Consider the following 22344-nt stretch of genomic DNA (forward strand, 5'->3'; position numbering starts at 1 on the left):
GACGACCGTGAGCGAAGCTCGCCTATGAGCGCCATCTCCGAACTCAGCTCGCTCCGGCGCGGCCGGGCGCGCAACCCCGAGGAGACCCCGCCGGACCGGAAGGCCGGCCGGGACAATCTGGCCGGCTACCTGTTCCTGTCGCCGTGGCTGATCGGCCTGGTCGTGATCACGATCGGCCCGATGCTGGCCTCGCTGTACCTGTCCTTCACCGAGTACAGCCTGATCCAGCCGCCGAAGTGGATCGGGCTGGAGAACTTCCAGCGGATGCTCGACGACTCGCGGCTGCACAACTCGATCCGCGTCACCCTGACCTACGTGCTGGTCGGCACACCGCTGCAACTGGGGCTGGCGCTGGCGATCGCCATGCTGCTGGACAAGGGGATGCGCGGGCTGGCCTTCTACCGGTCGGTGTTCTACCTGCCGTCGATGCTGGGCGGTTCGGTCGCGATCGCGGTGTTGTGGCGGCAGATCTTCGGCATGGACGGCCTGGTCAACCAGTTCCTCGGCGCGATCGGGATCCACAGCGCCACCGGCTGGATCTCCGATCCCGACTACGCGCTGGGCACGATCATCCTGCTGCACGTGTGGACCTTCGGCTCACCGATGGTGATCTTCCTCGCCGGGCTGCGGCAGATCCCCGCCATGTACTACGAAGCCGCCGCTGTCGACGGAGCCGGCCGGTGGACCAGGTTCTTCAAGATCACCTTGCCGCTGCTGTCGCCGATCATCTTCTTCAACATCGTCCTGCAGGTGATCAACGCCTTCCAGTCCTTCACCCAGGCATTCGTCGTCTCCGGCGGCACCGGCGGACCGTCGGACTCGACGATGTTCTTCACCCTCTACCTGTACGAGATGGGATTCGGCCGGTTCCAGATGGGCTACGCCTCCGCGATGGCCTGGTTCCTGCTGACCCTGGTGGCCACGTTCACCGCGCTCAACTTCTTCCTCGCCAGATTCTGGGTGTTCTATGACGACTGAGATCAGCACCGTCACCTCGGCCCGCCCGACCGGCCGTGACCCCGGTGAGCCGGCCGCTCACCGCCGCTCCTCGATCAGCTCCAGGATCAGGTCCGTGATCAAGCACCTCGTGCTGATCGCCGCCGGCCTGATCATGATCTATCCGCTGCTGTGGATGCTGGTCAGCTCGTTCCGTCCGACCAGCGAGATCTTCGGCAGCCCGGATCTGTGGCTGTCCGACCCGACGCTGGAGAACTATCGCCGCGGCTGGGTCGCGCTGGACTCGCCGTTCGGCCACTACATGATCAACTCGGCGATCGTGGTGACCGGCGCCATCCTCGGCAACGTCATCTCCTGCTCGCTGGCCGCGTACGCCTTCGCCCGGCTCAAGTTCCGCGGCCGTACGCTCTGGTTCACGGTCATGTTGATGAGCATCATGCTGCCGATCCACGTCGTGGTGGTGCCGCAGTACATCCTGTTCAACAACCTCGGCTGGCTGAACACCTTCATCCCGCTCGTGCTGCCGAAGTTCCTGGCCGTCGACGCCTTCTTCGTCTTCCTGATGGTGCAGTTCATCCGCGGCATCCCCCGCGAACTCGACGAAGCCGCCAGGATCGACGGCTGCGGCCACTGGCGGATCTTCTCCCGGATCATGCTGCCCCTGATGGTCCCGGCGATCGCCACCGCGGTGATCTTCACCTTCATCTGGACCTGGAGCGACTTCTTCACCGCCCTGATCTACCTGACCTCGCCGGACAAGTACACCGCCTCGGTTGCCCTGCGATCCTTCCTCGACTCCACCGGCGGCAGCGACTGGGGAGGCATGTTCGGGATGTCGATCATCACCCTGCTGCCCCTGTTCCTGGTCTTCCTGTTCGGCCAGCGCTTCCTGATCAAGGGCATCGCCACCACCGGCATCAAGTAGGGCCTCGGGCCGATGACCGCTGGCGTGATTTCGTCGTGCCCATGCCGGGAGCACGCTGGCGTGTGACTTCTTCACGGTGGACACCGTCACGCTGCGCCGGTTGTACGTCTTCTTCGTGGTGGAGGTCGGCACCCGGTTCGTGCACGTGCTCGGCGTGAGCGCGCACTCTGATGGCGCTTGGGTTGCCCAGCAAGCCCGTAACCTTCTCGCCGATCTGACGGACCGGGCCTTCTCGTTCCGGTTCCTGATCCGGGATCGGGACACCAAGTTCACCAGCAGCTTCGATGAGGTCTTCGCCTGCGACGACGTTCACGTGCTGAAGATCCCGCCGCGAGCGCCTCGCGCGGATCGTCCATGGTGAGCGGCACCTGCGTAAGGTCCCGACCGAGTACGAACACCATTTCAACCATCATCGCCCGCATCAGGACCGTTCGCTCCGCCCGCCATTGCACGACCCCAGCCAGATGATCGACATGACCTCCCGGATCCACCGTCGAAGGACCGTCACAGGGCTGATCAACGAGTATCGCAGAGTGGCCTGATCACCCGGCGAACGCCCAGGTCAGCGGTAGTATCCGCGTTTTGGCACCGCACAGGCCGCCTCCTACCCGTCCGACCACGTAGTGCCGCTGCTGATCGGCCGCGACCCGGCCCGAAGCACGCTGGTCGCGGTGACCCTGCCTGCGCCGTCCCTGACCTGCGCCGACGCGGAGCTGTCCGCGGGGTCGGGAAGCGCCGTCAGGCGTTGCTCCCCGAACATCGGCGCGACGAGCCGGTAGGCGAACTCCTTGCCGGCAAACCGCACGCCCGAGCGACGAAACAGCTCCCCCATCATCAGCGCCTGCAACGGACCGTGCACGACCAGACCGGGGTAGCCCTCCATCGCGGCGTACGCGGGGTCGTAGTGGATGCGGTGCGCGTTGTAGGTCAGCGCCGAGAACCGGAACAGCACCACGGAGTCCACGTCCAGCGCGAGCCCACCGGTAAAGGCGGAGGCGGTGCCGGGCCTCGCCGGAAGCGTCGATCCAGAGGCGCGGTAGACGATGTCCTGCTCGTCGGCGATCGCCGGCCGGCCGCCCTGCTCGATGTCGCTGCGTACGGTCACGAAGGTCAGCGGCCCGGACTTGCCGTGCTTTTCCACGGTCCGGATGACCCGCGTGGTGCGAGTCGCCGGCTCGCCGATGCGCAGCGAGGCGTGCATGGACACCCGCCCGCCGGCGAACATGCGCAGCCGACCGGGGCCGGGAGGCGCCGGAATGCCGTCCGTCGGGTGCCCGTCCGGGCCCAGGTCGCTCTGCCTGCGACGCTCAAGCAGGTAGATCCAGTGCCACAAGGCCGGCAGTTCCTCGCCGACGGCAGGCGGGTCGATGTCGAGCAGGCCGGCAAGGGCTTCGGCCGGCTCGGGGGTGATCAGTTCGGTGCGGCGGCTGGTCTCAACTCCACCTTGCCCCGCCGCGGCTGCGCTCGACATCAGGTCCGGTCCTTCCTTGTGGCGGCGAACTCCGCGCGAATGGCGTCGCTGTGCTGGCCGACGGCCGGTATCGCGCCCATGGCCGCCTCCCGCCCCGACACGGTGACCGGAGGGAGCAAGGAGCGGACAGGGCCCGACGGCGAGTCCACCTCGCGCCATCGGTCGCGTGCCTCGAACTGCGGGTGCTCGGCGAACTCCCGCATGGTTCGCATGCGGGCGCTGGCGATGCCGACCTCGTCGAGGCGCTCGATGACCTGCTGGGCGGTCAGGCCGGACAAGGCGTCCTCGATCATCACCCGCAGCGCCGCGTCGTTCTCCACCCGGCTGGAGTTGCGGATGAAACGGGAGTCCTGGGACAGCTCCGGCCGGCCCAGCACGTCGGCGCAGAAGATCGCCCACTCGCGCTCGTTCTGCAAGCCGAGGAACACATGCGCGCCGTCTCCGGCCTGGTACGGCCCATAGGGAGAAATGGAGGCGTGGCGGGCACCGGTACGGCTCGGAGGCGTGCCGCCATAGTTGGCGTAGAAGTACGGCTGGCTGATCCACTCCCCCAATGCGTCCAGCATCGCCACCTCGAAGCCGGTGCCGGCGCCGGTACGCTCGCGCTCGTACAGGGCGGTGAGCACACCGCTGTAGGCGTACATGCCGGCAGCGATGTCCGCGACGGAGATGCCGGCCTTGGCGGGCGCCTCGGGCGTGCCAGTGACCGACAGCAGGCCGGTTTCACACTGGATGAGCAAGTCGTATGCCTTCTTGTGGTGGTAGGGACCCGCCGAGCCGTAGCCGGAGATCGAGCAGGCGATCAGCCGTGGGTGTTTCGCCCGCAGAGTCTCCTCGTCCAGGCCGAGCCGCTGCACCGCCCCTGGCGCGAGGTTCTGCACGAACACATCTGCCTGCGCGAGCATCGCGTCGAGGAGTTCGCGGTCGTCGCGATCCTTGATGTCGAGCGTGACGCTCTCCTTGCCCCGGTTGAGCCACACGAAGTAGCTCGACATGCCCTTGACCACCGCGTCGTAGCCACGGGCGAAGTCTCCGCCGCCCGCGCGCTCGACCTTGATCACGCGAGCGCCGAGGTCGGCCAGTTGACGAGTGGCGAACGGCCCCGCCACGGCTTGTTCCAGCGCGATGACGGTGATTCCCTCCAACGGGAGCACTAGGACCTCCTCGGGTCATCGGGGGCATGCTCCAGGCCGGCCCGTCGCAGAACGGCCAGGGCGCCTTCCACGACCGGCCGGTCGACCATCTTCCCGTCCAGCCGTCCCACAGCCCCGTCCGTAGTGCTGTCCAGGATCCGGCGGGCGCGGCACACCTCCTCCTCGCTCGGGCTGAACGCGGCGTTGACGGTGCTCACCTGGCGAGGGTGGATGCAGAGCTTGCCACCGAAGCCCAGACGGACCGCGGTGACCGCCTCCGCCTCGACAATGGAAATGTCGTCCAGGTCGACGGTGACCCCGTCGACCGGAGCGGCCACGCGGGCCGCGCGCGAGGCCACCACGAGCGACGAACGCGCGAACAGCATCGGCGTCGGGGCCTCCTGGGCCCCGATGTCGAGAGCGAAATCGATCGAGCCGAAGGCCAGTCGGGTCACGCACCGTACCGAGGCCAGGTCGTGTGCGCGGTGCAGGCCCAGCGCTGTCTCGATCAGCGCGACCACCGACGTGTCCAGGCCCAGGACGTCGCCCAGCTCGGCCAGGACCCGCGGGTCCTCGGCCTTCGGCAGCATGACGGCACGCAGGCCGCGCATCCCGGCAAGCGCGGAGACATCCGCGTCGTACCACGGCGTACCATGGGCGTTGATCCGCACGCAGGCGGCGCCGCCCGCGCCGAGCCGACGCGCCACCTCGGCGCGGGCCGATTCCTTGGCCTCAGCGGCCACGGCGTCCTCCAGGTCGCAGACCACGACGTCGGCCCCGCTCGCGCTCGCCTTGGCAAATCGGTCGCCGCGGTCGCCCGGGACGAACAGCCAGGAGCGAGCGCTGAGGACATCCACTGCCGCGGGCCGGCAGGGGGCGATGTGTGCGCTCATTTCACGGGGCCACTGTGCCGCGGCTGACCAGCTGGCGTGCGATGACGTTGCGCTGGATCTCGTTGGTGCCCTCGCCCACGATCATCAGCGGCGCGTCCCGGAAGTAACGCTCCACGTCGAACTCGGTGGAATAGCCGTAGCCGCCGTGGATCCGTACGGCGTCGAGCGCGATCTGCATGGCCGCCTCGGAGGCGAAGAGCTTGGCCATGCCGGCTTCCATGTCAGCCCGTTCACCGCGGTCGAACCGGCGCGCCGCGTAGAGAACAAGCTGGCGGGCGGCAGTCAGCTTCGTGACCATGTCGGCGAGGTAGTTGCCTATCGATTGGTGTTTCCAGATCGGCTTGCCGAAGCTTTCCCGTTCCTGGGAATAGCGCAGCGAGTCCTCCAGAGCGGCCCGGCCGACGCCGAGGGCGCGAGAGGCCACCTGGATCCGGCCGATCTCCAGCCCGCGCATCATCTGCGTGAACCCCTCGCCCTCACGCTCGCCGAGGAGGGACGAGTCAGGTACGCGGAAGTCGTCGAAGGCGATCTCGCAGCTCTCCACTCCCTTGTAGCCCAGTTTGGGCAGGTCACGGGACAGGGAGAAGCCCGGGCCCTTCTCCACCAGCAGGATGCTCATGCCCTTGTGCGCCGGGGTGGCGGCCGGGTCGGTCTTGCACAGCAACGCGATGAGCCCGGCCGTGCGGGCATTGGTGATCCACGTCTTGGAACCGTTGACGACGTACCCGTCGTCGACTCGGGACGCGGACGTGCGCATCGCCTGCAGGTCGGAGCCACCGCCGGGCTCGGTGAGGGCCATCGTCGCGCGCAGCTCACCGGTCGCCATCCGCGGCAGGTACGTGTCCTTCTGCTGCTGAGTGCCATAGTCGAGGATGAGCTTCGCGACCACCGTGTGACCGCCCATGGCTCCGGCCAGGCTCATCCAGCCGCGGGCCAGCTCTTCGGTGACGAGCGCGTAGCAGGGCGTGCTCACGCGGGCCTCGCCCCAGGGTTCGGGGATCGCGAGGCCGAACACGCCCAGCTGTTTCATCTGCTCGATGAGCTTGTCGGGGTAGGTGTTGGTGTGGTCCAGCTGCTGCGCGACCGGCTTCACCTCCCGGTCGACGAAGTGACGGACCATTTCGACGATCGCTTGCTCGTCCTCATGCAGCCCCTCCATGGGGACTCCTCTCCGTTCGTGGTGGCTACGGCGTCTCGGGCGCTACGCGGGCCGGTTTTGGAGCTGATCGCGCAGGATCCGGCCCGCGGAGGACCATCGGATGCTCTCGGGGTCGAGCGTGGTGCCCTGGAGGCAGTCCGCGACCTTGCGCAGCAGCACCTCCCGCGTGGGCGGACGTCCCGGTGAGCCAGGCGGCAACCGCGACCGGACGCGCCGCACGTCGCCGTCGATGTGGACCTCCGCCTCCAGCTCTCCGGCGAGCAGCCCGCCGTCGCCGTCGCCATCGCCGAGCCGCACGTCGACCAGGTCCACCAGATGGCGGGCTTCGGGTCGTCGTACGGCGTGGTCGGTGAAGCTCGCGAATCCTTGATGGGAGTCCAGCAGAGCGGTCGCCGCGGCGTACTCGATGCTGAACTTGCCCTGCAGCCCGGTGTCCGGCCGGTGGTGGATCAGCGGGGTGACCGTGCCCTTGGGCGTCTTGAGCACAATGCGGCTGACCTGCGTGATATCCAGCTGCGTAGCCAGTTCGGCCAGGGCGCTGATCGGACGCTGCAGAGCGTAACAGCAGGGGAAGATCTTGATGGCCAGGCCGCCGGGAATCGCCGGGCCGGTCAGATCCAGGGCGCTCTGGTCACCTCCCACGAGCTCCAGCCACTGGTCCAGAGCCGAGGCGTCCGCGCTGGCGCCAGCGGCGGCCAAGTACGCGGCCCGGACGCCGGCGTCAGCGGCGAAGCCGACCTGCAGCGCCTTGCCGTCGGTGCCGAACGCTCGCTGGACACCGCCCGCCGCGGGCACCGCGAGTGCCATGGCCGTGGCGAGCCGGTCGGCGTCGAGCCCGAGGGCCACACCGGCGCCGACGGCGGCGGCCGGCGCGCCGGCAGTGGTGGTCGCGTGCCAGCCGGAGGTGTAGTGCGACCAGCCGAGCGCACTCCCCAGTCGGGACATGACACCGGCGGCGGCGAGGTAGGCGCGCGCGTCGCCCGCGGCTGCCAGCACCGCAGGGACGCAGACGGCGCTGATGTGGGTCGTCGACTCCATGTGCAGGTCGTCGAAGTCGAGCACGTGCGCGGCCACCGCCCACCGTGCCGCCTCTGACAGGGACGAGGCCGTCTGAACCACGGGCTCGTCGCGCGCTGCCACCGCGACTGCGACCGTGTCCAGCAGGGAACGGTCGGCCAGAGCAAGATCCTCAGCGGTTGGGCGCAGGCCGGCGGCCCAGGTCGCCAGCTTCCCTGCAATCGACATCACAGTGCCAGCTCCTCGGATGTGCATAAAGGCTGCTAAATGTACGGCCATTTAGGCAGAAAGTACCGTCGACGTCAACAGCCTGCGGCACAATGCCGTGAAACAGGGCTACGCGCATGTGCCGGAGCGTCGGCAGCACAGGCCCCCCGGGGATGGCGGGGGCGGTACGCGTGGCAGCGTTATGCGCCGTGACGGCGAAGCCGAGTGCGGTAGGAGTAGCGGTCGGGATGGAAGTGGCTGATCGCCAGCTCGACCGGCTTGCCGTTGGTGTCGAAGTACATCCGGTCGATGCGCAGCAGCGGCGTGTGCACCGGCAGATCCAGGGTCTCCGCGACCTCGGCAGGGGCGGTCCCGACGGTGATGCTCTGTTCGGCCTCCTGGATCGGAGCCTCGAGCGACTGGTCGAGCAGCCCGATGACGGTGACCTCGCTGACCGTCCCGGATACGGCCAGTTCCTCGGCCTTACCCAGGCGCGCCCCGACGTGGGCCGGCAGGTAGACCCGTGTGTGAGAGAAGGGCTCTCCGTGGTGGAGCCGCAGGAAGGACGTCGTGACGACCCGGTCGTCGGGCAACCGCAGCCGACCGGCCGAGGTGGGGTCCACCGCGGCGCCGAGAGGGTGCAGGACCTGCAACTGGCTGTCGGCCGACAAGCCCATCAGATCCTCGACGGAACCGAACTGCCGCAGGTAGCGCCCCGAGGATGGGGTCACGAAGGTGCCCCTGCCGGGCACGCGGAACACCAGGTCCTCGGCGACCAGGTCCTGGAAGGCACGCCGCACGGTCTGGCGGCTCACGGAGTATTGGCGGGCGATCTCGGCCTCGGTGGGCAGGGCCGTGTCCGGCGGGAACGCGTGGCCGAGGATCTGTGCTCGGAGGTCGCCCCAAACGCGCCGGAACGCCGGTTCTGCTCTCGCCATTGAACTCACCGGGTGCCTCCAACTGAGACGACACATTTGTCGCACCAAATGCTGGAACATATCTTAGGGACATCAGGCCTCCGGTGCAGCCTGGCGCCGAGGCGGGCGGGTGGCGCCGAGCGGCCCCGCATGATCCTTGACAGCCGGTCCCCGAGTTTCGCCGCCGCGGCCCTCGAAGCGTGCGCGCTCCCCCGATGGCGGACTTTGGTGCCTGCCAGCGCTCCCACGTGCGCGAATGGCATAGAGCGCACACACCGCCCGCAAACCGCGGCACGGCAGGAGTTTCCGCGTGACCGCGATCTTTCCCACGATCCCAGCGCCACACCCGGGGCGCTCAAGGTGCCCCAAGAACCGGCAAACAACCCTTGACCGGCGACAACCCTGTGGCTATAAATGGCCCTACATATCCGCCAATTTGGCCATGAGTGGAACTAGAGGCCACGCGCCACTGGACAGACAGACCTCATCGCTTGCCGACAACCCGTCGCGCCTACCGGTCTACTCCCGCAGTACCTGCTGGACAGCTCGCACCCACCCGCCACCCCGTGTCACTGGCCGGTGCGGCTCTAGGAAATGGAACAAAAGGCAAATGGATCCTTCGGCATCACTGACCACCCCTGCCGGGCCGGCCTCCCAGCCACAGCACGTCACCGCCCAGGACGTGAAGATCGCGACCTGGGTGTGCTTCTTCGCTTGGACCTTCGCCGTGTACGACTTCGTGTTGTTCGGCAACCTGCTTCCCGAACTGGCCGCCGATCACGGCTGGTCCTCGGCCCAATCGACCGGCATCAACACCTGGGTGACGGCCGGCACCGCGCTCGTCGCCTTCGGCATCGGCCCCTTCGTGGACCGCGTCGGCCGTCGTAAGGGCATCATCATCGCCGTCATCGGTGCGGCCGTGGCCTCGCTCCTCACCGCGATCGCCGGCTGGGTCGTCGGACTGGTCGCCGGTGTCGGCATCGTGATTCTCATCCTGGTGCGTGCCCTGGCCGGTCTCGGTTACGCCGAGCAGGCGATCAACGCGACCTACCTGAACGAGATGTTCGCCGAGGTGTACTCCGACCCGGCCAAGGCCCGCCGGCGTGGCTTCATCTACTCCCTGGTGCAGTCGGGCTGGCCGATCGGCTCGGTGCTCGCCGCCGTGTCGATCTACGTGCTGTTCCCGATCGGCGGCTGGGCGCTGTGCTTCATCGTCGCCGTGTTCCCGGCGATCTTCATGGTGTGGGCCGCTCGCTATCTCAAGGAGAGCCCGCAGTTCGCGGTGCGTCGCCGTGCCGAGACACTGCTGGCGCAAGGACACGCCGAAGAGGCCAAGGCGCTCGCGGCTTCGGCCGGCGTCGACCTGACCGACCAGTCGGCCCCGCTCACAGCCGCGTTCAAGGGCGAGTCGCTGCGCTCCACCGTCGTGATCGGACTGGCCACCCTGTTCAACTGGCTCGGCGTCCTCGCTTTCGCCATCCTCGGCACCTCGCTGCTGACGGCCGCGGACGGCAAGGCCATCACGTTCGACAACGCGCTGGCCATCCTGATCATCTCCAATGCAACTGCCTTCGCCGGCTATCTCTTCCACGGCTGGTTCGGCGACCGGATCGGCCGTCGCAACGCGATCGTCATCGGGTGGGTCGTGTCGGCGGCTTCCTTCAGCGGCATGCTGCTCGCCCCCAACGGCAGCTTCGGCCTGATCATCGCGCTCTACAGCGCCGGCCTCTTCTTCCTGATCGGTCCCTACGCGGCGCTGCTCTTCTTCAACGGCGAGAGCTTCCCCGTCCACACCCGTGCGACCGGCGGCTCGATCATCAACGCCGCGGGACAGGTCGGCTCGATCCTGGGCGGTGTGCTGATCACCGCGGCGCTGGCCGGCGGCGAGAGTTGGACCAAGACGGCCTTCCTCTTCGGCTGCCTGCCGATCCTGGCCTCGGGTCTGATCATCCTTGCCGCACGCAACGTCGACCCGCGCAAGGTACGGCTCGACTGATCCTCCAGCCCCCCTCTACGACATTCCCCTCAACAGTCCCGCACCGCCGCGAACCCGGGGTGTTCGCCCTCTAGGAGGAGATCTACATGCCCAAGGACATCAAATGTGTATTCGGCGTCGACATCGACGCCGTCGGAGGATGGCTCGGCTCGTACGGTGGCGAGGACTCGCCGTCGGACATCCAGCGGGGAATGTTCTCCGGTGAAGTCGGGACCCCGCGTGTGCTGAATCTTTTCAAGAAGTACGACCTCCCTGCGACCTGGTTCATCCCCGGTCACTCGATCGAGACCTTTCCCGACTCGGTCAAGAAGATCGTCGATGCGGGTCACGAGATCGGTGCGCACGGCTATTCCCACGAAAACCCGATCGCCATGACTCCCAAGCAGGAGGAGGACGTCCTTTCCTACTGCGTCGATCTCATCGAGAAGGTCAGCGGGAGAGCTCCTCGCGGCTACGTGGCGCCTTGGTGGGAGATGTCCAACATCACCGCGTCGCTGCTGAAGAAGTACGGGTTCACGTACGACCACAGCCAGGGCTTCCACGACTTCATGCCGTTCTACGCCCGCGTCGGTGACAGCTGGACCAAGATCGACTATTCGCAGGAGGCCAGCACCTGGATGACGCCGCTGGAGCGCGGTGAGGTCATCGACCTGGTCGAGATCGGTGCCAACTGGTACATGGACGACCTGCCGCCGATGATGTTCATCAAGAAGTCCCCGAACAGCGCCGGCTGGGTCAACCCCCGCGACGTCGAGTCATGGTGGCGGGACCAGTTCGACTGGGTGTATCGGGAGCAGGACTACGGGGTCTTCGCCTTCACCATCCACCCGGACGTCGCCGGTCGGCCGCAGGTGCTGCTCATGCTCGAACGCCTGATCGAGTACATCAGCGGCCATGAGGGCGTCAGCTGGGTGACCATGGAGGAGGCGGCGGACGACTTCCGCCGGCGCTACGCCTTCCCCGGGGCCAAGGGCAGCCCGTTCATGCCCGGTTCCTGACCGCGAGGCGGGGCTTGGTCGGTCACGGCCACCCGGCCCCGCCCCTGGACAGGCCGGAAGAGGCGAAGGACAAGCGATTCCATGTGTGTGTTGTGCTATGAGCTGATCCCGGAGGACCACTGGTCGGACGGGCTTTCTGACGCGGTGCCCAGCCGCTCGCGCTATCGGCGCATGCGCCTCCTGGCGGCCGTCCTGGCTCCTTATGGCCTCACTGTGTCCGATCCGAGAACCGGCCCGCACTGCTTGATCGCGGACCGCAAGGGCGCCGCGGAGATCGCCGCCGGCCTGCCCGCAGTGTGGCGTGCGGCCCAGAGACTGAGCTCCCGGCGCATCGATGTGCTCGATCCGGCGCTGCTTGAAGCACTGGCACGTGGTTCGGCGGACACGTGAGTCTCCTGCGGTCGCCCGCCCTCACGCGGACCGGCCCATCCGGGCAGGGCCGGCGTGGAGTGACGTTGCTCAGCGGCTTCCTCGGCTCGGGCAAGACGACGTTGCTGCGCCGCGTGCTGGCCCGCGCCGGGGCGAACGCACCCGCGGTGATCCTCAACGACTTCGGTCAAGCGATGGTGGACGACGTTCTCCTCACCACTGGCGAGGAGCGCCCGGTCGTCCTGGCGGGCGGCTGCGCCTGCTGCACCCGGCTGGACGACCTCGCCCTGTCCCTGGCCGGCCTGCTCGACGTCGAGCAGCGCGGAGGCGGTCCGCGCCGGGATCACGTCGTCATCGAGACCAGCGGGCTCGCCGACCCCGGGCCCATCGCCTTCACCGTCGCGCACGACCCGGTCCTGAAGCACCACTACGCGCTGGCCCGCGTCTGCGTCACTGTCGACGCCCTGACCGGCCTGGGCGGCATCGAGCAGCACGACATCGCCCTTCGTCAGCTCCTGGCGGCCGACGAGGTCGTCGTCACGAAAGCGGATCTCGTCGCGCCCGGCAAGGTGAACGAGCTGGTCCGGGCACTGCAACAGCTGAACCCGTCCGCGGGCGTGAGCGTCACCGCGAGCGGTGAACTGCTGCGCGCCGAGGCGGCGGTATCGGCTCGGAGCGAGCCGACCGGCCCGCCCGTGTCCGACGCCGCCCACACCACCGGCGTCTCCACGCTCGAGGTGGTGACCGGCGAGCCCCTCGACTGGCAGGCCTTCTCCGTATGGCTGAGCCTGCTGCTGCACACCCACGGCGGCGATGTGCTGCGCGTCAAAGGCGTGCTCGACATCCAGGGAGTCGGGCCGGTGGCCCTCAACGGCGTCCAGCACATCGTCCACCGGCCCGAGCACCTGGACGGTCCGGTCCCTCCCGGCACACGGCTGGTTTTCATCGTTCGCGACATCGACACCAAGCTGCTCGAGCGCTCTTTCCACACCTTTCTCACCATCAACCGAAAGTGAAGGAAACTGTGACAGTTCAGGCGGGACTGCCCCGGGTGACGGTCTTCTCCCTCGGCGGGACCATCGCCTCGACGAACGACTCCGGCGGTGCCAACGCCGGGGTGACGCCTCGGCTGGGTGCCAGGCAACTCGTGGACTCGGTTCCCCAGCTGCGGGAGACCGCCGAGCTGGAGACGGTGGCGTTCCGCCAGACGTCGTCCGGCGACCTCACCCTGCGCGACCTCGTCTCCCTGGCCGCGGAGATCACAAAACGCTTCGAGGCCGGCGTCGCGGGAGTGGTCGTCACCCAGGGCACGGACACCATCGAAGAGACCTCCTTCGCCCTTGACCTGCTGGTATGCGGCCCACGACCCGTGGTCGTGACCGGAGCCATGCGTAACCCCACCCTCGCCGGCCCCGACGGCCCGGCCAACCTGCTCGCCGCGGTGCAGGTGGCGGCGTCCCCGCAGGCGACCGGGCTCGGCACGCTGGTCGTGTTCAACGACGAGATCCACGCCGCCCGCTTCGTGCGCAAGACCCACACCTCCAGCCCGGCGACCTTCCACTCCCCGACCGCCGGTCCGATCGGCTGGATGGCGGAGGGGCGGCCCCGCATCGCCTTCCGCGCGTCCGAGTTGCAGGGCAAACCGGGCGCCATCGACGCGGAGATTCCGGCGGTGGCGCTGCTCAAGTGCGCCATCGGTGACGACTCCCGCTTGGTCGAGCAGGTGGCGGCTCTCGGATACTCCGGCCTGGTCGTCGAGGCGTTCGGCGGCGGCCATGTGCCCGCCCGCGTGGTCCCGGCGCTCGAACGGCTGGCCGGGCGATTGCCCGTGGTCCTGGCCTCGCGCACCGGTGGCGGCGAGCTGCTGCGGGAGACCTACGGCTTCCCCGGCTCCGAGCGGGACCTCCGCTCCCGGGGACTCATCCCGGCGGGCTTCCTCGACGGCCTGAAGGCCCGGGTGCTGCTGAGCCTGCTACTGGCGGCCGGAGCCGGCCCCAACGCCGTGCGAGTCGCCTTCGAGCAGGTCGACGCGTCCGTCACGGCGCACGCCGTTGCCTGAGCAGACCGTCGCCTGAGCAGACCGTCGCCTGAGCAGACCGTTCGCCGCCCATACCCGTCACCACTGGAGGTCGACATGACATCTTCCATCCCGCCCGGCCTCCCTGGCCGGGTCGCCATCATCACCGGTGCCGCCAGCGGCATCGGACGTGCCCTGGCCGTGGCCTACGCCGCCCAGGGAGTACGGACCGTGGTGGGCTCCTACCCCGGCGACCCGCACGACCCCGCCGAGACCGCCCGGCTGGTCAAGGACTCCGGGGGCGAGTGCGTCGTGCATGAGGTGGACGTGCGCGACGCCGCGCAGGTCGAGGCGTTCGCGCAGCGCGCCATTGACGAATGGGGCCGCCTCGACGTGGCGGTGGCCAACGCGGGCGTGCTGCGCAAGGCCGCGCTCGCGGACCTTACCGACGACGCCTGGGACGACATGTTGCAGGTGGACCTGACCGGTGTGCTGCGCACCTTCCGCTCGGCGGCCGCGCGCATGGAAGGTGACGGCGCGCTGGTCGCCGTCTCCTCGATAGCTGGCGGCGTGTACGGCTGGGGAGAGCACGCGCATTACGCCGCGGCCAAGGCCGGGGTGGTCGGCCTGTGCCGCAGCCTGGCGGTGGAACTCGCATCCAGGCGCATCCGGGTGAACGCCGTGATCCCAGGGCTGATCGTCACCCCGCAGTCCTCCGACCCGGTGAACTCGCTCGGCCCGCAGGGATTGGCCCGCGCGGGCGAGGACATCCCCTGGGGCCGCGTCGGACGACCTGAGGAGGTGGCGTCCGTGATCCGGTTCCTCACCTCCGACGACGCCGAGTACGTCACCGGTCAGGCCGTCGTCGTCGACGGTGGACTCACCGTGCGCATGCCCGCTTGAGATGAACGCACCTATGTCGGAACGAGCGAAAAGGGATCTCATGCCGGTTCTCGCGGGCAGGACCGCGTTCGTCACCGGAGGCGCGAGCGGGATCGGCCGCGCCATCGTCGACGCCTACGTCCGGGAGGGGGCCGAGGTCGTCATCGCCGACCGCGACGCGGAGCTGGCGGCCAAGGTCTCCGCGCAGGCCGGTGCGGCCGGCCATGTCGCGGTCGACGTGAGTGACGAGACGTCTGTGGCGGCGGCCGTCGAAGCCGCGATGGAGCGGCTGGGCAGGATCGACGTTCTCGTCAACTCCGCCGGCATCCTCACCGAGGCGCCGCTGGTGGAGTTGGACCTGCGGACGTGGACGGAGACGATCGCGGTGGATCTCACCGGGGTCTTCCTGTGCTGCCGCCACGTCGTCCCCCACATGATCGGACGGCGATGGGGCCGCGTCATCAACATCGCCTCGCAGCTCGGCATCAAGGGCGGCCACTCGCTCACCCATTACGCCGCCGCCAAGGCCGGTGTCATCGGGCTCACCAAGTCGCTCGCCCTGGAGGTCGCCGAACACAACGTGCTGGTCAACGCGATCGCTCCGGGCCCCATCGAGACCCCACTCGTGGCCGGCATCACGGAGGAGTGGAAGGCCGCCAAGCGAGCCGAGCTCCCTCTGGGCCGGTTCGGCCGGCCGGAGGAGGTCGCTCCCACCGCGGTCCTGCTGGCGAGTGAACCCGGCGGCAACCTCTACGTCGGGCAGACCCTCGGCCCCAACTCCGGGGACGTCATGCCCTGATGTCCACCACATGCCACGCCGGAGTGATCACGCTCGCCGTCGAGGACCGCGGCGCTCCGCTGAGAAAGGAACCATGACCGCCATCATCACCAGCCGGCCCGCCCAGGGCGACCGGCCGGCCATCACCTACCGAGCTGCCGGCGACCGGCATGTGCTCGTCGAATACGGCGAGATGACGCTGGACCTGGAGCTGAACTTCTTCGTCACCGCGGTGTCCGCCCAACTCGCCGGAGTGCGCGTGCCCGGGCTGGTGGAGGCGGCACCCGGCTTCCGCTCGCTGCTGCTGCACCACGAGCCCGCGCTCATCGACCGCAGGACCCTCATCGACGCGATGGAGGAGGTGCACGAAGCGCAGCAGTCCGTGCGCTCGCTCGTCATCCCGAGCCGGCTGATCACCCTGCCGATCGCCTTTGACGACTCCGCGAGCCGCGAGGCGGTGCGCCGCTATGCCACCACCATCCGGCAGGAGGCGCCGAACGTCCGGGACGACTCCAACATCGACTACATCGTCGAGTACAACGGCCTGCCCGACCGCGCGGCGCTGTACGCCACCGTGACCGGCACCACCTGGTGGAACGCCTACACCGGCTTCTTCCCCGGCCTGCCGTTCATGTTCCCGCTCGACCCGCGCAACGCCATCACCGTGCCGAAGTACAACCCCACCCGCACCTATACCGCCGAGGGCGCGGTCGGCATCGGCGGCCCGTGCGTGGCCATCTACCCTGTGGACGCGCCCGGCGGCTATCAGTTGTTCGGCCGTACCGTGCCGATCTATGACATCCTCGCGCGTCACGACGTCTTCCGTGGCGACCCGCTGCTGATCCGTCCCGGCGACCGGGTGCGTTTCGTGCCGGTCAGCGAGGAGCAACTCCTCCAGATGCGCCGGGAGGTCCTGGAGAACCGCTACGAGTACGTGATCGAGGACGATCCCTTCGCCGTCTCCGAGTACCTCGCCGGTGCCGCCGGCGTGCACGCCGAGGCCGAAACGCGGCGCACCGCCCGGGAGGTCGCCGCAGCCCAGATGGAGGTGCCGTGATGACCGGTACGTACGCAGTGTTCGACGTCGTCTCGCCCGGCCTGCAGACGCTGGTGCAGGACCATCCCGGGCGCCGCGGGCTGCAGTCCAAGGGATTCTTCCCGGCGGGCCCGATGGACCACCTGTCCTTCCGCATCGCCAACGCCCTCGTCGGCAATGATCCGGACGCCGCCGCGCTGGAGATTCCCATGGGCCGGCTCACCCTGCGAGTGCTGGCCGAAACCTCGATCGCAGTCGCCGGCGCCGAAAACTCCCGCATCACTCTCAACGATGCACCCCTGCCGCTGTGGCGGACCGTGCGCGTGGTCCCGGGTGACACGATCGGCTGCTCGATCATCAAGGGTCCCGGCTTCCGGCTGTACCTCGCGGTGGCGGGGGGCGTCGACGTGCCGGTGGTGCTGGGGTCGCGTGCCACGTACACCATGGGCGGAATCGGTGGCGTGGCGGGCCGCGCCCTCGCCAAGGGCGACGTGCTGCACGGGAGCCCGGTACCCGCGCCCGTCCCCCTTCGTCTGCCGGACACGCTGCGGCCCGCGTTGGCGAACGACTGGGAGGTCGAGGTGATGCGCGGGCCGCACGCCGACCCCGACTTCCTCACCGAACAGGACTGGAAGGACCTGCTGGAGCGCACATGGAAGGTGGACCTCAACTCCAACCGGGTCGGAACCCGGCTGGACGCCCACCGCTTCCAGTGGGCCCGGTCCTCCGGCGGCGTGGCCGGCGGCCACCCGTCCAACGTGCTCGACGGCAGCTATCCGATCGGCGGTATCAACACCAACGGCGACGTCCCGGTCATCCTCGGCCCGGACGGACCGACCGCGGGCGGGTTCACAGTGATCGGCACCGTCGTGCAGGCCGGTTTGTGGAAGATCGGTCAGCTCCGGCCCGGTCGCGACACCATCCGCTTCCGCGAGGTGCCGCTGGAGGAGGCGCTGGCGCTCTCCGCCGGCATCGACGACAGGACCGACCCGCGCAACTACGAGGAGCTGTGATGCCCCGAATCGACGTCAACTGTGACATGGGTGAGAGCTTCGGCCGCTGGACGCTGGGCGACGACCTCGGCATGATGCCGTACCTCACGTCCGTCAACATCGCCACCGGCTACCACGCAGGTGACCCGCCGACCATCCGCCGTACGGTGGCGGCCGCGGCCGAGAGGGGCCTGGCGATCGGCGCGCATCTCGCCTTCCCGGACCTGATGGGCTTCGGCCGGCGGCGCATGATCATCCCGCCACGCGATCTGGAAGACTACTGCCTCTACCAACTCGGCGCGCTGGACGCCTTCGTTCGCGCCGCCGGTGCGCGCCTGGCCCATGTCAAACCGCACGGCGCGCTGTACGCCATGGCGTCGGAGGACCCCGCCCTGGCGGCCACGGTCGCTCGCGCCGTGGCCAAAATCGACGCCTCGCTACCGCTGATGCTGCTCAACCTCGCGACCGCGGACGCGGTGGCGGCCGAGGGCGTCCGGCTCGTCCCCGAGGCGTTCCCCGACCTGCACTACGACGGCTCCGGAGCGCTCATCATCGAACCGGTCAAGCTGGCCTGGGATCCGGAGCTGGTCGCCCGGCGAGCGGTACGGATGGCGCTGGAGAAGAGGGTCACCGCCCAGGACGGTACCGAGCTGGAGATCGAGGCCGTCTCGCTCTGCCTGCACGGTGACGCGCCCAACGGCGTGGAGACCGCGGCGGCGGTGCACCGGGCCCTCGCCGACCATGGGATCGGCGTGGTCCCGCTGGCCGAGATCCTCGCGGCTGCCGACGGAGAGCAGCCGTGATGGAGAGCCTGCTCGTCGCCAACCGCGGCGAGATTGCCCGCCGGATCATCGGCACCGCCAAGCGGCTCGGCATCCGGGCCATCGCCGTGCACAGCGATGCCGACGCCGGCCTGCCCTTCGTCGCCGAGGCGGACGAGGCGGTGGGGCTCGGCCCGGCTGCTCCGGCAGAGTCCTACCGCCATGCGGGCCGGATCCTCGACGCCGCGCGGCGCACCGGGGCCGTCGCCATCCACCCGGGCTATGGCTTCCTGTCCGAGAACGCGGACTTCGCCCGGCAGGTGGAGGAGGCGGGCCTGATCTGGGTCGGACCGCCCCCAGCCGTCATCGAGCTGATGGGCGACAAGATCAACGCACGAAACGCGTTCGCCGCCGCCGGCATGCCCGTCGCACCGGGCACGCCCGAACCGGTGACCGAGGTGGCCGCGGCGATCGACGCCGCGGCGGCGATCGGCTACCCCCTGATGGTGAAGGCCTCCGCCGGCGGAGGCGGCATGGGTATGGCCGTGGTCCACGACGAGGACGGGCTGCGCAAGCAGTACGCGGCGGTCTCCGCCTTCGCCGAGCGCATGTTCGGCGAAGGCGGCATCCTGCTGGAGCGCTACTACCCCGACGCGAAACATGTCGAGGTGCAGATCCTGGGTCTCACCGACGGCACGGTCGTCGCCCTGGGCGAACGCAACTGCTCCGTGCAGCGCCGCAACCAGAAACTCGTCGAGGAGGCCCCTTCGCCGGGCCTGGATTCGGAACTGCGCGAGCAGATGCTCGCCGCGGCCGTCCAGGCGGGCAGGGCCGTCGGCTACCGCAACGCCGGGACCGTGGAGTGCCTGGTGTACGGCGAGCGGGGCGCGCAGAGCTACGTCTTCCTGGAGATGAACACCCGGCTGCAGGTCGAGCATCCCGTGACGGAGGCGGTTTGGGGAATCGACCTGGTGGAGCAGCAACTGCGCATCGCGGCCGGGCGGCCTCCGTCGGTGGACCTCGCCACACTGCGCCCGCGTGGCCACGCGGTGGAGTTCCGCGTGAACGCCGAGGACCCGGTCCGCTTCCTGCCCGGTCCCGGCCTGATCACCACCTGGACCGAACCGGCCGGCGCGGGCATTCGCGTTGACGCCGGGTACGCCGAGGGCAACCGGGTCACCCCGTCGTACGACTCCCTTATGGCGAAGGTGATCGTGCACGCGGACAGCCGGGCGGCCGCACTGGCCCGAGCGCGCTCCGCCCTCGCGTCGTTCGCCATCGCCGGTCCCAAGCACAATCTGCCGTTCTTCACCGAACTCCTCGGCGAGCTCTCCTTCGCCGACGGCACGTACAGCACCGCAATCGTCACGCGGATGCGTGCCGCACGCCCCCGACCTGAAACGGAGCCGGCACATGGCCGAGCAGATCAGCGCTGACATCGCGGCCAACGTCTGGAAGGTCCTGGTGTCCGAAGGCAGCGCCGTGGCCGCCGGCGACACCCTGGTGATCCTCGAATCGATGAAAATGGAGATCCCGGTCGAGGCCGAATGCGCAGGCACGGTGACGAGACTCGCCGTCAGCGAAGGCGACGTCCTCGATGAGGGGGACCTGATCGCCGAGATCGCCTGAGCAGACGCTGCCTTTCCAGGCTACGGTCGAAGTCGGCGGGGGTGACCTCCTCCAGCCTGCCGAAGTGTTCAATGCCGGCGTTACTGACCAGGAGGTCGAGTGCGCCGAGAGCGTCAGCGGCCTGCTCGGCCATCCGCGAACTCGCGCTGGAGCTGTCTCAGGACAAGACACTGATTTACGCACGCCCACACCCAGGCGGCGCGTTTCCTCGGGTATGAGATCACCGTGCTGCACAACGACCGCAAGGTCACTCGCGACCGGCTCAGCGCCAATGGCGTCTCCAACCTCTAGGCGCCAGCCTTCGTAAAGTGACAACGATTTTCGGGACGATCGTTCCTGCGGAAACGTTGGTGGAGCCGCGGAGCCGGTCTCGTCGGGAGACATCGATGTCGGCGTCGACCGGATCGGGTAGCGCCCGCAGCGGACTGGCCTGCTTCAAGGCCCGGTGCGGACGATGTCCATTGAAGTGGATCTCGTACTCGGCAAGAACCTTGCGCAGGTGGCGTTCGTTCATGATGAGGATCCGGTCGAGCAGCTCGCGCCGTACGCTGCCGACCCACCGCTCCATGATGGCGTTCATCCGAGGAGCCTGTGGTGCGGTGAGCACCACGCGGATGCCCGCGGTCGTGAACACCTCATCGAACAGAGCGATGTACTTCGTGTCCCGGTCTCTGATCAGAAACCGGAAGTCACCGATCCGATCGCCCAGGTCGAGCATCAGGTTGCGGGCCTGCTGGGCGGCCCAGCCGGCGGTTGGGTTCGCCGTGACCCCCAGCACGCGCACCCGCCGCGTGGCGTGCTCGACCACAGCGAAGCAGTACAGCCGCGCGAGCATGACCGTCTCCACGGTAAAGAAGTCACAGGCAAGAATCCCGGACGCCTGAGCCTTGAGGAACTGAGCCCAGGTCGGACCACCGCGCCGGGGAGCTGGATCGAAGCCGGCCTTCTTCAAGATCGCCCACACAGTGGCCGGGGACACCTTCCGGCCCAGGCCGACGATCTGCCCGGCAATGCGCCGATATCCCCAGTCCGGACTCTCGGCGGCCAGGCGCAGCACCAGGGCTCGGATGGTAGGTCGAATCGGTGGCCGCCCCGGCCCGTGCTTAGGGTAGGTCCAACGTCGCTTCACCAGGTCGGCGTGCCAGCGCAGGAGCGTCCGCGGGGTGACGAACAGGTGACATCGGCGGCGTCGGGACAGGAGTCGCGCGAGCGCGGAAATGATGGCCCGGTCCGCCCACGACGCCCGGGGAACGGCGACCTGGCGCCGGAGCACAGCCAACTGATGCCGCAACACCAGGATCTCTGCGTCCTTGGACGCCTGTGATCGCGCAAGCAGCGCGATCCAGCCAAATGCTCGTAAGACGATCAAGTACAGCAGCCGCAGAGTCACCCTGTGATCCTGCCGGAGCCGAGCCATCGAACACAGCAAAACCCCAGATCAAACCCTGTGACGCAATATTCGGCACCCACACCGGATTGAGGCACCGCGACAACCATCGCGCCTTTACGTCGGGGAACGGGACGAGCGGTTCTCCGCCTGCCAACCGGAGCATGTCTTCTGCCTGTTCGGGTCTGATAGGCCCGTTTCGCCGGCACAGGTCGCAGCACTTCGGCTGGCCCTGCTTGATCGCCTTCTTCACACTGGACAACGTGGGGGACGTGACCCCCTTGCAGTTCCCGCACACTGATTCCCAGGGCGTCCGGTTGTCCACGTACGGGACTGTCGGCGCGAGGCCGCGAAGCGCCATTACTGCACGCGCCTCCACCTCCGTCTTCTTCTCCGAACCGCTGCAGGAACGGCATGGTCCCTGAGTTGAGCTCGGCGAGCACACGTTGCTGTATCGCGGAGATCTCGGCTGCCGGCACGTTGCGCAGTAGCCCGGCCAGGGCTTGTCCGCGCCAGGAAAGGGAACGGTCGGGATCCACCCTTTGGCGCGCATGCGGGCCTCGGCGACGTGGGGGTCAAGTGGCGCTGGCACAGGTGCCTCCAGGTGCACGGAGATCGCCGACACCTGGCAGGTTCGCAGACGCCGCCGACAATCTGATCCGCAGCCGCCAGGCCGTAGATGCCGCACTGGTTGCCGAGGAGCGGAGGACAAGCGTCTTGCCGCAGTAAATGCCGGATTTACTGCGGCGAACCCATTACCATGATCGACAGACGCCTCACCTGGCCTCTGGTTTGTGACTTGGATCGCTTGATGACGTGA

General features: G+C 68.4%; 22 protein-coding genes and 1 pseudogene. 15 read left to right on the top strand and 8 right to left on the bottom strand.

Annotated features, from left to right (window positions below):
- Positions 1-24: 24 nt before the first annotated feature.
- From ACFPZ3_RS31555 to ACFPZ3_RS31565, 3 genes are all read left to right on the top strand, one after another.
- A complete protein-coding gene (locus ACFPZ3_RS31555) occupies positions 25-978 on the top strand; it encodes a carbohydrate ABC transporter permease (protein ID WP_379517930.1) in 954 nt (317 codons plus the stop codon).
- Positions 968-1882 carry a carbohydrate ABC transporter permease gene (locus tag ACFPZ3_RS31560; RefSeq protein WP_379517931.1) on the top strand — a complete coding sequence of 305 codons (915 nt, stop codon included), beginning with the start codon at positions 968-970 and terminating at the stop codon, positions 1880-1882. The genes ACFPZ3_RS31555 and ACFPZ3_RS31560 overlap by 11 nt, the downstream gene beginning before the upstream one ends.
- A 76-nt stretch (positions 1883-1958) precedes the next feature.
- Positions 1959-2243 (top strand): hypothetical protein, encoded by a 285-nt coding sequence (locus tag ACFPZ3_RS31565; protein ID WP_379517932.1) that lies wholly within the window; start codon positions 1959-1961, stop codon positions 2241-2243.
- Between the two features lie 243 nt (positions 2244-2486).
- Here ACFPZ3_RS31565 and ACFPZ3_RS31570 read toward each other — a convergent pair whose 3' ends face one another.
- The 6 genes from ACFPZ3_RS31570 to ACFPZ3_RS31595 all read right to left on the bottom strand — a co-directional run bounded on the left by ACFPZ3_RS31570 (position 2487) and on the right by ACFPZ3_RS31595 (position 8700).
- Positions 2487-3353 (bottom strand): HTD2 family dehydratase, encoded by an 867-nt coding sequence (locus tag ACFPZ3_RS31570; protein ID WP_379517933.1) that lies wholly within the window; start codon positions 3351-3353, stop codon positions 2487-2489.
- Positions 3353-4507, bottom strand: coding sequence for a CaiB/BaiF CoA transferase family protein (locus ACFPZ3_RS31575; protein WP_379517934.1), 1155 nt, complete (start codon positions 4505-4507; stop codon positions 3353-3355). The genes ACFPZ3_RS31570 and ACFPZ3_RS31575 overlap by 1 nt, the downstream gene beginning before the upstream one ends.
- Positions 4507-5379 carry an HpcH/HpaI aldolase/citrate lyase family protein gene (locus ACFPZ3_RS31580; protein WP_379517935.1) on the bottom strand — a complete coding sequence of 291 codons (873 nt, stop codon included), beginning with the start codon at positions 5377-5379 and terminating at the stop codon, positions 4507-4509. Before ACFPZ3_RS31580 ends, ACFPZ3_RS31575 begins: the two co-directional genes overlap by 1 nt.
- Position 5380: 1 nt before the next feature.
- Positions 5381-6538, bottom strand: a complete 1158-nt coding sequence (locus ACFPZ3_RS31585; protein WP_379517936.1) for an acyl-CoA dehydrogenase family protein — start codon at positions 6536-6538, stop codon at positions 5381-5383.
- A gap of 42 nt (positions 6539-6580) precedes the next feature.
- Positions 6581-7783, bottom strand: a complete 1203-nt coding sequence (locus ACFPZ3_RS31590; RefSeq protein ID WP_379517937.1) for an MmgE/PrpD family protein — start codon at positions 7781-7783, stop codon at positions 6581-6583.
- Between the two features lie 179 nt (positions 7784-7962).
- Positions 7963-8700 carry a GntR family transcriptional regulator gene (locus ACFPZ3_RS31595; RefSeq protein WP_379517938.1) on the bottom strand — a complete coding sequence of 246 codons (738 nt, stop codon included), beginning with the start codon at positions 8698-8700 and terminating at the stop codon, positions 7963-7965.
- 589 nt (positions 8701-9289) lie between these two features.
- On the opposite strand from ACFPZ3_RS31595, the gene ACFPZ3_RS31600 reads away from it, so the two are divergent.
- From ACFPZ3_RS31600 to ACFPZ3_RS31655, 12 genes are all read left to right on the top strand, one after another.
- Complete coding sequence (locus tag ACFPZ3_RS31600) at positions 9290-10675, top strand: MFS transporter (protein ID WP_379517939.1); 1386 nt, start codon at positions 9290-9292, stop codon at positions 10673-10675.
- Positions 10676-10761: 86 nt separating this feature from the next.
- A complete protein-coding gene (locus tag ACFPZ3_RS31605; protein ID WP_379517940.1) occupies positions 10762-11673 on the top strand; it encodes a polysaccharide deacetylase family protein in 912 nt (303 codons plus the stop codon).
- A gap of 81 nt (positions 11674-11754) precedes the next feature.
- The gene (locus ACFPZ3_RS31610; RefSeq protein WP_379517941.1) at positions 11755-12063 is read left to right on the top strand and encodes a hypothetical protein; all 309 of its coding nucleotides are present in this window, start codon (positions 11755-11757) and stop codon (positions 12061-12063) included.
- 65 nt (positions 12064-12128) lie between these two features.
- Positions 12129-13058, top strand: coding sequence for a CobW family GTP-binding protein (locus ACFPZ3_RS31615; RefSeq protein WP_379517942.1), 930 nt, complete (start codon positions 12129-12131; stop codon positions 13056-13058).
- Positions 13059-13066: 8 nt separating this feature from the next.
- Complete coding sequence (locus ACFPZ3_RS31620; RefSeq protein ID WP_379517943.1) at positions 13067-14101, top strand: asparaginase; 1035 nt, start codon at positions 13067-13069, stop codon at positions 14099-14101.
- Positions 14102-14176: 75 nt separating this feature from the next.
- Positions 14177-14962 (top strand): SDR family NAD(P)-dependent oxidoreductase, encoded by a 786-nt coding sequence (locus tag ACFPZ3_RS31625; RefSeq protein ID WP_379517944.1) that lies wholly within the window; start codon positions 14177-14179, stop codon positions 14960-14962.
- A gap of 40 nt (positions 14963-15002) precedes the next feature.
- Complete coding sequence (locus ACFPZ3_RS31630; RefSeq protein ID WP_379517945.1) at positions 15003-15740, top strand: SDR family NAD(P)-dependent oxidoreductase; 738 nt, start codon at positions 15003-15005, stop codon at positions 15738-15740.
- Between the two features lie 73 nt (positions 15741-15813).
- Positions 15814-16776 carry a 5-oxoprolinase subunit B family protein gene (locus tag ACFPZ3_RS31635; protein ID WP_379517946.1) on the top strand — a complete coding sequence of 321 codons (963 nt, stop codon included), beginning with the start codon at positions 15814-15816 and terminating at the stop codon, positions 16774-16776.
- Positions 16776-17768 carry a 5-oxoprolinase/urea amidolyase family protein gene (locus tag ACFPZ3_RS31640; protein WP_379517947.1) on the top strand — a complete coding sequence of 331 codons (993 nt, stop codon included), beginning with the start codon at positions 16776-16778 and terminating at the stop codon, positions 17766-17768. The genes ACFPZ3_RS31635 and ACFPZ3_RS31640 overlap by 1 nt, the downstream gene beginning before the upstream one ends.
- Positions 17768-18550: a LamB/YcsF family protein gene (locus ACFPZ3_RS31645; protein ID WP_379517948.1), complete on the top strand. Its 783-nt coding sequence runs from the start codon at positions 17768-17770 to the stop codon at positions 18548-18550. Before ACFPZ3_RS31640 ends, ACFPZ3_RS31645 begins: the two co-directional genes overlap by 1 nt.
- The gene (locus ACFPZ3_RS31650; protein WP_379518007.1) at positions 18550-19944 is read left to right on the top strand and encodes an acetyl-CoA carboxylase biotin carboxylase subunit; all 1395 of its coding nucleotides are present in this window, start codon (positions 18550-18552) and stop codon (positions 19942-19944) included. The genes ACFPZ3_RS31645 and ACFPZ3_RS31650 overlap by 1 nt, the downstream gene beginning before the upstream one ends.
- The gene (locus ACFPZ3_RS31655) at positions 19922-20137 is read left to right on the top strand and encodes a biotin/lipoyl-binding carrier protein (RefSeq protein WP_379517949.1); all 216 of its coding nucleotides are present in this window, start codon (positions 19922-19924) and stop codon (positions 20135-20137) included. Before ACFPZ3_RS31650 ends, ACFPZ3_RS31655 begins: the two co-directional genes overlap by 23 nt.
- Here ACFPZ3_RS31655 and ACFPZ3_RS31660 read toward each other — a convergent pair.
- Together ACFPZ3_RS31660 and ACFPZ3_RS31665 are read right to left on the bottom strand one after the other, a co-directional pair.
- A pseudogene (locus tag ACFPZ3_RS31660) lies at positions 20085-20273 on the bottom strand (hypothetical protein); the annotation flags it as partial. The gene ACFPZ3_RS31655 and the pseudogene ACFPZ3_RS31660 overlap by 53 nt on opposite strands.
- A 126-nt stretch (positions 20274-20399) precedes the next feature.
- Positions 20400-21527 carry an integrase core domain-containing protein gene (locus tag ACFPZ3_RS31665; RefSeq protein ID WP_379517950.1) on the bottom strand — a complete coding sequence of 376 codons (1128 nt, stop codon included), beginning with the start codon at positions 21525-21527 and terminating at the stop codon, positions 20400-20402.
- Positions 21528-22344 lie beyond the last annotated feature (817 nt).

It is taken from the genome of Nonomuraea insulae (assembly GCF_042656245.1).

Excerpts from the sequence above, each read along its gene's own strand:
- ACFPZ3_RS31555 (WP_379517930.1), top strand. The coding sequence starts at position 25 with ATGAGCGCCATCTCCGAACTCAGCTCGCTCCGGCGCGGCCGGGCGCGC.
- ACFPZ3_RS31560 (WP_379517931.1), top strand. The coding sequence starts at position 968 with ATGACGACTGAGATCAGCACCGTCACCTCGGCCCGCCCGACCGGCCGT.
- ACFPZ3_RS31570 (WP_379517933.1), bottom strand. The coding sequence starts at position 3,353 with ATGTCGAGCGCAGCCGCGGCGGGGCAAGGTGGAGTTGAGACCAGCCGC.
- ACFPZ3_RS31580 (WP_379517935.1), bottom strand. The coding sequence starts at position 5,379 with ATGAGCGCACACATCGCCCCCTGCCGGCCCGCGGCAGTGGATGTCCTC.
- ACFPZ3_RS31585 (WP_379517936.1), bottom strand. The coding sequence starts at position 6,538 with ATGGAGGGGCTGCATGAGGACGAGCAAGCGATCGTCGAAATGGTCCGT.
- ACFPZ3_RS31590 (WP_379517937.1), bottom strand. The coding sequence starts at position 7,783 with ATGTCGATTGCAGGGAAGCTGGCGACCTGGGCCGCCGGCCTGCGCCCA.
- ACFPZ3_RS31595 (WP_379517938.1), bottom strand. The coding sequence starts at position 8,700 with ATGGCGAGAGCAGAACCGGCGTTCCGGCGCGTTTGGGGCGACCTCCGA.
- ACFPZ3_RS31600 (WP_379517939.1), top strand. The coding sequence starts at position 9,290 with ATGGATCCTTCGGCATCACTGACCACCCCTGCCGGGCCGGCCTCCCAG.
- ACFPZ3_RS31605 (WP_379517940.1), top strand. The coding sequence starts at position 10,762 with ATGCCCAAGGACATCAAATGTGTATTCGGCGTCGACATCGACGCCGTC.
- ACFPZ3_RS31610 (WP_379517941.1), top strand. The coding sequence starts at position 11,755 with ATGTGTGTGTTGTGCTATGAGCTGATCCCGGAGGACCACTGGTCGGAC.
- ACFPZ3_RS31625 (WP_379517944.1), top strand. The coding sequence starts at position 14,177 with ATGACATCTTCCATCCCGCCCGGCCTCCCTGGCCGGGTCGCCATCATC.
- ACFPZ3_RS31630 (WP_379517945.1), top strand. The coding sequence starts at position 15,003 with ATGCCGGTTCTCGCGGGCAGGACCGCGTTCGTCACCGGAGGCGCGAGC.
- ACFPZ3_RS31635 (WP_379517946.1), top strand. The coding sequence starts at position 15,814 with ATGACCGCCATCATCACCAGCCGGCCCGCCCAGGGCGACCGGCCGGCC.
- ACFPZ3_RS31640 (WP_379517947.1), top strand. The coding sequence starts at position 16,776 with ATGACCGGTACGTACGCAGTGTTCGACGTCGTCTCGCCCGGCCTGCAG.
- ACFPZ3_RS31645 (WP_379517948.1), top strand. The coding sequence starts at position 17,768 with ATGCCCCGAATCGACGTCAACTGTGACATGGGTGAGAGCTTCGGCCGC.
- ACFPZ3_RS31650 (WP_379518007.1), top strand. The coding sequence starts at position 18,550 with ATGGAGAGCCTGCTCGTCGCCAACCGCGGCGAGATTGCCCGCCGGATC.
- ACFPZ3_RS31655 (WP_379517949.1), top strand. The coding sequence starts at position 19,922 with ATGGCCGAGCAGATCAGCGCTGACATCGCGGCCAACGTCTGGAAGGTC.